This window comes from Streptomyces sp. SID14436 (assembly GCF_010548465.1).
Classification (GTDB): Bacteria; Actinomycetota; Actinomycetes; order Streptomycetales; family Streptomycetaceae; genus Streptomyces.
The window spans coordinates 1-8,778 of record NZ_JAAGMD010000141.1 but is presented as its reverse complement, the minus strand read 5'-3'; the positions used below and the strand labels follow the sequence as shown (position 1 = coordinate 8,778).

Annotated in this window: 5 protein-coding genes and 1 pseudogene; 1 reads left to right on the top strand and 5 read right to left on the bottom strand. The window is 73.7% G+C overall.

The window, feature by feature from the left end:
* From G3I53_RS05330 to G3I53_RS05310, 5 genes and pseudogenes are all read right to left on the bottom strand, one after another.
* Window positions 1-606, bottom strand: a pseudogene (locus G3I53_RS05330) (Ppx/GppA family phosphatase); the annotation flags it as partial.
* A gap of 99 nt (window positions 607-705) precedes the next feature.
* On the bottom strand, window positions 706-3,570 hold the full coding sequence (locus G3I53_RS05325; protein WP_164333241.1) for an NHLP bacteriocin export ABC transporter permease/ATPase subunit: 2,865 nt from the start codon (window positions 3,568-3,570) through the stop codon (window positions 706-708).
* A gap of 1 nt (window position 3,571) precedes the next feature.
* Entirely contained in the window at window positions 3,572-5,794 is a 2,223-nt protein-coding gene (locus G3I53_RS05320) for an NHLP family bacteriocin export ABC transporter peptidase/permease/ATPase subunit (RefSeq protein WP_164333240.1), read from the bottom strand.
* On the bottom strand, window positions 5,791-6,597 hold the full coding sequence (locus G3I53_RS05315; RefSeq protein ID WP_164333239.1) for an HlyD family efflux transporter periplasmic adaptor subunit: 807 nt from the start codon (window positions 6,595-6,597) through the stop codon (window positions 5,791-5,793). The genes G3I53_RS05320 and G3I53_RS05315 overlap by 4 nt, the downstream gene beginning before the upstream one ends.
* 183 nt (window positions 6,598-6,780) lie before the next feature.
* A complete protein-coding gene (locus G3I53_RS05310; protein ID WP_164333238.1) occupies window positions 6,781-6,996 on the bottom strand; it encodes a type A2 lantipeptide in 216 nt (71 codons plus the stop codon).
* Between the two features lie 638 nt (window positions 6,997-7,634).
* Here G3I53_RS05310 and G3I53_RS05305 point away from each other — a divergent pair.
* On the top strand, window positions 7,635-8,778 hold a 1,144-nt coding region (locus tag G3I53_RS05305), incomplete at its 3' end, for a S1 family peptidase (protein ID WP_164438069.1).

Below are 8,778 nucleotides of genomic sequence, written 5' to 3'. Positions count from 1 at the left end.
CGGCCCCTCCCAGCGGATCCGCGCCGCCACGTCCCGCAGCTGGTGCCGCACCCGCCGGCGCAGCGCACGCACCCGGGCCGGCGACGGGGGATCCTCCTCCGCGAAGAACTCGTGCGTCAGCCGGCCCGCGCCCAGCGGCAGCGAGGCCACGAAGTCGGGCAGCCGGCCGCGGCCGAACGCCACCTCCAGCGAGCCCCCGCCGATGTCCAGCAGGGCCAGCGGACCGGACCGCCAGCCCATCCAGCGGCGCGCCCCGAGGAAGGTCAGCTCGGCCTCCAGCTCGCCCGGCAGGGTGCACAGCGCGACGTCCGTACGGGAACGGACCTCGTGCAGCACCTCCTGCCGGTTCGGCGCACCCCGCACCACCGCCGTGGCGAAGGCGAGCGGACCGGCGGCGCCCCACCGGGCGGCGGTGCGGTCCGCCGCCGCGACGGCCTCCACCAGCCGGTCCACGGCCTGCTCGGGCAGCGGCCCGCCCGGGGTGATCTGCTCGGACAGCCTCAGGCGCCACTTGGCCGTGTGCACCGGCAGCGGCACCCCGTCGGCCGTGTCCGCCACGACGAGTCTGACGGTCTTCGATCCCACATCCATGACGCTGGTTCGCATGGCGCGTGGGTACCCACTGGGCGTATGTCCTACCGCACGGCGCGCGGCCACGGCGGGACGAACCCGCACCGGACGCCCGGTTCGTCCCGGCCGGTGCGGCTATGCCAGCTGCCGCCGCACCAGTTCGTGCAGACGGCCGCCCGTGTCCGCCAGCAGCTCGGCGGGCGGCCCCTGCTGCACCACCCGGCCGTCCTCCATCACCACCACCCGGTCCGCGTCCAGCACCGTCGACAGCCGGTGCGCGATGACGATCCGGGTGGCCCGCAGCGCCCTCGTGGACTCCATCACCGTGCGCTGCGTCTCGTTGTCCAGGGCGCTGGTCGCCTCGTCGAAGAAGAGGATGCGCGGGCGGCGGATCAGCGCCTGGGCGATCATCAGCCGCTGCCGCTGCCCGCCGGAGACCGCCCCGCTGCCCGACACCAGGGTGTGCAGCCCCATCGGCATCCGCCGGATGTCCTCGGCCAGCCCCGCCAGTTCCGCCGCCGCCATCACCTCCTCCGGCGTGTACGGCTCGGTCCCGCGGATGACGTCCATGACGGAGCCGGTGAACGGCTGGGCGTGCTGCAGCACCACCCCGCACTGGCGGCGCACCGCCGACAGGTCGAGCGCGGACAGGTCCTGGCCGTCGTAGAGCACACTGCCGGACAGCGGCCGGTCGAAGCCGATCAGCAGCCGCAGCAGCGTCGACTTGCCGCAGCCGCTCGGCCCGACCACCGCGACGAACTCGCCCGGCCGCACCTCCAGGGACACGTCGTCCAGCACCAGCGGCCCGTCGTCGGAGTAGCGGAACGACAGCCGCCGCGCCTCGACCGCCCCGGACAGCGGGCCCGGCCGGGTGCTCCCCGACCGCACCTCCGGCGCCGCGTCCAGCACCGGCTCGATCTGCTCCAGCAGCGGCAGCGCCGCCACCCCGGAGACGAACGCGCCGGTCAGCTGGGTCACCGAGGTCAGCACCATCGTCACCGACGTGTGGAAGGTGAGGAACTGGGCCGCCGTCATCGTGCCGCGCGCCGGACCGGCCAGCAGCATGAACATCGCCAGCGTGCACAGCGGCAGGTAGACGGCGCCCAGCACGGCCGTCAGGTTCTTCACCCGGCCCGCCTGCTGCTGCAGCTCCCGGCTGCGGGCGAACTCCGACGCCCACGCCGCGTACGCGTAGTTCTCCGCCGCCGCCACCCGCAGCTTGGGCAGCCCGCGCAGCGTCTGGAACGCCTGGTTGTTCAGCTTGTTGGTCAGCACCACCAGCCGCCGCTGGTAGCGGACCTGCCACAGCCCGAGCCCCAGGAACACCGCGGCGACGGCCACCAGCATCCCGATCGCCGCCAGCGCCATCGGCACGCTGAACCACAGCAGCAGACCCAGGTTCACCGCGCCGACGGTGACCGACTGGGCCACCGTCGGCCCCACCCCGGCGAGCAGCCGGCGGATCGCGCTGACCCCCATGGCCGCGCTCGCCAGCTCCCCGGTGGAACGCTCGGTGAAGAACGCCGTCGGCAGCCGCAGCAGCCTGTCCCACACGGCCGGCTGGAGCGTGGCCTCCACCCGGCCCTCCAGCCTCAGCAGGGTGAGGTTCTGCAACAGCATGAACGCCGCGGCCACCACACTGCTGAGGATCACCGCGAGACACACCTGCACGATCAGGCCGGTCCGCGCGGTCGGCACGAACTCGCCGAGCACCCGGCCCGTGGCGATCGGCACCAGCGCCCCGACCGCGACCGTCACCAGCCCGCTCAGCAGCAGCGCCGTCAGGTCCCGGCGGGTGCCCGCCATGCAGAACCGCATCAGGCCGAGCGGACCGAGCCGCCGGTCCGGCAGCGGCCGGTAGAACATCACCGCCTGCGGCTCGAACTCCCCGGCGTTGGCCTTCTCCACCGGCGTCTCCCGGCCGCTGCCCGGATGGACCGCCACGTAGCCGCCGCGCCGCCACAGCAGGGCCACCGGGGCCCCGGACAGCGCCCGGTGGCCGACCAGCGGACCGACGTCCTCCCGCCACCAGCGCCCCTGAAGACGCACGGCACGGGTACGGACCCGGGAGGCGAGGGCCACCTGCTCGACCGGGTCCAGACGGTCCCCGCCGACCCCCGACGGCGGGGGACCGGCGAGCGTGATCCCGGCCGCCCGCGCCACCAGCCTGCACGCCGCGTACGTGGCGTCAGCGTCGGCGGGGGTCGCCGTGCGCGCGCCGCCCGGACGGCTGCCGATGGACGCCAGCAGCGTCCGGTCGGCCTGGGCGCGCACCGCCTCACCCGCCCGGATGCCCTCGGCGGTGCGGGACGCGTGGGCCTGCTCCAGCTGCTCGATCCAGCGGTCCAGGGCGGTCGTCAGCCGGTACTGCTGGTCGACCATGCTCTGCCACAGCGCCGGGTCCATCAGCAGATCGGCCGCCGCCTCGGCGCCGTAGGCCGAGCCGTACTGCACGCTGCCCGGCGGGACGTGCATCCAGAACACGTCCTCGTCCTCGCCCGCGCCGGAGGCGCCCGCCGGGCTCCCGCCGTCGGCAGCCGCGCGCTCACCCGCCGCCGGCGCCTGGAACAGCACCGACAGGCTGCGGCCGACGCCCAGCGCGAGCGCGTACTCCAGCGGGCTCGTGGCCGGGGGCACGTACTGCGGGTTGCCGTACGCGTCGTAGGACCAGGTCTGGGTGTGCGCCGGCTGGTACAGCTCGCGCAGCCCGATGCGGTGCACCACGCAGTCCCGCAGCGGGCGCGCCACCAGCGTGTGCCGGGGACCGGTCACCGGCCCCAGCAGCAGCGAGCCCGCCTCCAGCCGGCCCAGGTGGTGCCAGTGGCCCTGCTGCCCGGCGTCGACCGCGAACAGGTCCATGGCCCCCGACACCACCAGCCACAGCACCTGCGGACCCTCCAGGTCCAGGCGGCCGGAGCCGGAGCAGTCCACCGGCGTGCCCAGCGCGCCCAGCGCACCGAGGACCACATCGTCCCCGAGCCCGTCGTGCACGGTCGTCATCTCACCGCTCCCTGACCAGCGCCGCGTACGCGCCGCCACGCGCCACCAGTTCCTCGTGCCGCCCGCGCTCCACGACCGTGCCCCGGTCCAGGACGACGATCTCGTCGCTGTCGCGGACCGTGCTGAGCCGGTGCGCGATCACCACACAGGCACAGCCGCGGCGCCGCAGGTTGTCCATCACGACCTGCTCGGTCTCCGCGTCCAGCGCGCTCGTCACCTCGTCCAGCACCAGGATGCTCGGCCGCCGCACCAGCGCCCGCGCGATCTCCAGCCGCTGCCGCTGCCCGCCGGAGAAGTTCCGGCCGTCCTGCTCGACCCTGCTGTGGATGCCGCCGGGCCGCCGCACGACCACGTCGTACAGGGCCGCGTCCTCGAGCGCCGCCACCACGGCCTCGTCCGGGATCGACGGGTCCCACAGCGCCACGTTGTCCCGCACGGTGCCCTCGAAGAGGAACACGTCCTGGTCCACGAAGGACACGGACGAGGCCAGCGCCCCGCGCGGGATGTCCTCGATGCGCCGCCCGTCGACCCGGATCACCCCGTCCCACGGCGTGTACAGGCCCGAGATCAGCCGGGACACCGTCGACTTGCCGCTGCCGGAACCGCCGACCAGCGCCACCTGCTGCCCCGGCCCGACGGTCAGGTCGAAACCGGTCAGCAGCGGCTTGTCCAGCGGGTTGTAGCCGAAGGAGATGTTCTGCAGCTCGACGTGCCCGTGCAGCCGCCGCGTCGACTCCGTGGCGCCGGGGCGCCCGTACAGGGGGTCGGCCCGGAAGTTCTCCACGTCCTTCAGCCGGGCCACGTCGGCCGCGAAGTCCTGGATGCGGCCGGCCACCCCGTTCAGCCGGGTCAGCGGCGCGGTGAACCGGGTGACCAGCGCCTGGAAGGCGACCAGCAGCCCCACCGAGATGTGACCCTCGACCGCCCGCAGGCCGCCGATCCACAGGATCAGCGCGCTGTTGAGCGTGGCCAGCGTCGGCGCCACGATCCCCAGCCAGGCCGTCGGCACCCCGAGCCGCTGCTGCTCCTCCAGCGTGGTCGCGTGCTGCCCCGCCCAGGTGCGGAAGTAGCCGTCCTCGCCGCCCGTCGCCTTCATCGTCTCGATCAGCTGCAGCCCGGTGTACGCCGTGTTGGTGAGCCGCGCCAGGTCCGCCCGCAGCTTCGCGGTGCGTGTCGCGCGCAGCTTCACCACCACCCGCATCGCCACGATGTTCAGCAGCGCCACACCGATGCCGACGAAGGTGAGCTGCGGGTCGTAGCTGTACAGCAGGACCGCGTACAGCACCACCACCAGCGCGTCCACGCCCGCCGCCGACAGGTCGCGCGCCAGGGTTTCGGCCACCGCGTCGTTGGACTGCAGGCGCTGCACCAGGTCCGCCGGGCTGCGCTGGGCGAAGAACGTCACCGGCAGGCGCAGCAGATGGCGCAGGAAGCGGGCGCTGGACAGGGTGGAGGAGATGATCCGGCCGCGCAGCAGGTTGGCCTGCTGGAGCCAGGTCAGCAGCAGGGTGAGCAGCACACAGGCGCCCATCGACGTGAACAGCACGTCCAGCGTCGAGGTCTGGCCGCCGATCAGGAACTCGTCGATGTAGGCGCGGCTCAGTCCCGGCACGGCCGCGCCGACCGCGACCAGCAGCAGGCTGGCCAGCACCACGGCCGGCAGGGTGCCCGCCGTGCCCCGCAGCCGGGCGGGCATCGCGCCGAGCACACCGGGTCTGCGGCCGCCCCAGGTGAAGTCCTCGCCGGGTTCCATCACGAGGACGACGCCGGTGAAGCTGCCGTCGAACTCCTCCAGCGGGACGAACCGGCGGCCCTTGCCGGGGTCGTTGACGAACACCCCGCGCCGGCCGAACCGGCGTCCCATGCCGTCGTAGACGACGTAGTGGTTGAACTCCCAGAACAGGACGGCCGGTGCCGCCACCTCCGCCAGGGCGGCCAGGTCCATCTGCATGCCCTTGGCGGTGAGGCCGTAACTACGGGCCGCCTTCAGCAGGTTGCCGGCGCGCGAGCCGTCGCGGGAGACACCGCAGGCAATGCGCAGCTCCTCCAGCGGGACGTGACGGCCGTAGTGCGCGAGCACCATGGCCAGCGAGGCGGCGCCGCACTCGACGGCCTCCATCTGGAGCACGGTCGGCGTACGGACGGTGCGGGCGCGCGCCTTGGGCACCTTGCGGGCGGGCGGGGCGGCACGGCGCCTGCCGCGGGTCTCACGTGCCGTGGTCACGGCAGCAGCCAGTCGACGGGGCGCCGGTCGGCGAGCCGGACCGAGGCGGAGGCCAGGGTCATCGACGTCAGCCGGAACGGCGGGCCTTCCGCGGAGGACCAGGCGTAGCCGCTCTTCGTCGCGGACGACGTGCGCAGCTTCACCGTGACGGCCACCGGCCTGCCCTCCCGCGTGAACTGCTCCCCGAGGGCCGGATCGCCCAGGAAGGAGGCGATCTGCCCGGCCGACTGCGCCGAGCGGTCCACCGACTCGACCGTCCCGCGCAGCACGCCGTACTCCTGGCTCGGCACCGACTGCACCGTGAGGTCCACGGGGGCGTCGGCGGGGACGGCGGCGGCCCGGTCGGCGGGCACGTACACCGTCGCGTACAGGGGGTCCCCGGCGCGGGCGGTGCGCTCCACGGCGGCGACGTCGGCACCGGTCCTGATGATCCGTCCGACGCTCGCGGCGAGGGTGGTGACGCGTCCGGCGTCGAGACTGCGGACGACCGCGTCGCCCTGCCCGGTGCGGACCTTCAGCACGGGGGAGCGGGCGGCCAGCCGCTCGCCCTGCTCCACGAGGACCTCGGTGACCTGCCCGGAGACGGGGCTCTGCAGGACGTAGCTGCCCCGGCCGTGGGTGAGGACGGCGGGCGCGGTCACGGTGGACGCCACGGATCCGGTCAGCGCCCACACGGACGCGGCGGCCATCGCCACGACGGTGACGGCCAGCACCAGCCATCCCTGGGGGCGGGCGAAGCGCACGGGGAGGTCGAGTTCCTCCGGCGACTGGAGTTTGGCGAGGGCCTGTTGGCGGAACTGCACGGGTCTTCCCTCACCTGTGGAAACGGTGCGGCGCACTGCGGAAGCGGAACTGTGGAAGCGGAACGGGACGCGGGTGCGGGTACGGGTGCGGGCGGGCCGCGGGAGCGGCCGGGCCCGGGCACGGCGCCGCCGGGCCCCGGAGCCGTGGAACGGTTCCGGGACCCGGTCTGCCCGAAGGCGCGATCAGAGACCGGCGACCAGGTTGGTGACCGGGGCGGTGTTCAGGCCGGTGACACCCTCGACGGTGCCGACGGCCGTGTCGACCAGGCCGGAGACCGGGGCGATGCCGTCCACCGCACCCGTCAGGGTGTTCACGGCGTTCACGGACAGGCCGCCGGAGACGTTGTCCAGCTCGGCGTCCGAGATCTCGGCGGTCTCGACCTGGGGGGTGGAGTTCATGATGGAACTTCCCTTCGTATGGGTGATTCACAAGGGGGAGAGCGGCCCCCACTGGGGACAGTCGAAGGCCGCGACCGCGGGCGCCGGACGGCCCGTCACGGGAAGCCCGGAACGGCCTTGCGGTGCGATGGATGTAAGCACGGCAGCGGTCCGGGCTTCCAATCAAACGGGCCGCTCACCAGGCAGGTTGCGACCCTGTGGCATCCAACGGTGCAGACGGCGGCACGGCGCGCTGGCGACTTCTTCACATGGGCCACCGCATCGCCCCGTCCGGCCCCTTGCGCCCTCCCGCGCCGAACCCGGCACACCCGTCGCAAAGGCGTGACCCGGCCACCGCGCCCCGGGCGCGTTCCCGTTCCCGTGACCGCCTTGGGCACGGGCTGTGCAGATTCGCTGAAGCCAGGATTCCGCCCCCTCTCCGCCACGGAACGTCCCCGCGCCGTCGCGGAGAGTGGCCCGAAGGGCGGGCCGGCCGGGGCCGGACCGCGGGAGGGACCCGGCCGGATCCGGACCGTCAACTGAACGTCCCCGCACGGGATTGAACGCCCCACCCGGCTCGTGCGTACCACCTGCCGTCCAGGCGCCCCACCGCTGCCGAACGGCGGCCCGACTCCGGTCCCCCCAGGAGGTCGAGAAGTTTGAGTCACAAGCGAATTCCGAAGCGCAAGGCCGCGATAGCGGCGGGCAGCGTCGTGGCGCTCGGCGCTGCCGCGCTGCTGCTCCCGAACGCCAACGCCTCGCAGGACGGCGCGTCGGACGAGGCGGCAGCGGCGCCGAAGACACTGAAGGCGGCGGACGCCTCGGACCTCGCCTCGCAGCTCGCCGGGCTCCTCGGTGACAGCTTCGCCGGTTCCTACTACGACGGCGACAAGAAGCAGCTCGTCGTCAACGTCGTCCAGGGCGACGACAACCAGGTGATCGTGCAGGCCAAGCGGGCGGGCGCGGCCGTGCGCGAGGTCGACAACAGCATGAGCGAGCTGGAGGCCGGGGCGAAGACCCTGAAGTCCGAGGCCAGCATCCCCGGCACCTCCTGGGCGGTCGACCCGCGCACCAACAAGATCCTGGTCACCGCGGACAGCACCGTCACCGGCGACAAGTGGGACCGCCTGGAATCCACCGTCGAGAGCCTCGGCTCCGGCATGGCCACCATCAAGAAGTCCACCGGCACCTTCCGGACCTTCGTGTCCGGCGGTGACGCCATCTTCGCCGCCAACTCCCGCTGCTCCCTGGGCTTCAACGTCACCGCGAGCGACGGCACCCCGGCCTTCCTGACGGCCGGTCACTGCGCGCTCGGCGGCAACCAGTGGTCCGACCAGCAGGGCGGCGCGCCCATCGCCACCATCGACCAGGCCGTCTTCCCCGGCCAGGGCGACTTCGCGCTCGTCAAGTACGACGACCCGGCGACCCAGGCGCCCAGCGACGTCGACGTCGGCGGCCAGACGGTCCGGATCAGCCAGGCCGCCGAGGCCACCGTCGGCCAGCAGGTGTTCCGGATGGGCAGCACCACCGGCCTCGCCGACGGCCAGGTGCTCGGCCTGAACGCCACCGTCAACTACCCCGAGGGCACGGTCACCGGGCTCATCCAGACGAACGTGTGCGCAGAGCCCGGCGACAGCGGCGGCTCCATGTTCACCCGCGACGGACTGGCCATCGGCCTGACCTCCGGCGGCAGCGGCGACTGCACCAACGGCGGGGAGACCTTCTTCCAGCCGGTCACCACGGCCCTGGCCGCGGTCGGCGCCACCCTCGGCTCGGGCGGCGGCGACCAGGCGGGCGGCCAGG

Excerpts from the sequence above, each read along its gene's own strand:
- G3I53_RS05310 (WP_164333238.1), bottom strand. The coding sequence starts at position 6,996 with ATGAACTCCACCCCCCAGGTCGAGACCGCCGAGATCTCGGACGCCGAG.
- G3I53_RS05325 (WP_164333241.1), bottom strand. The coding sequence starts at position 3,570 with ATGACGACCGTGCACGACGGGCTCGGGGACGATGTGGTCCTCGGTGCG.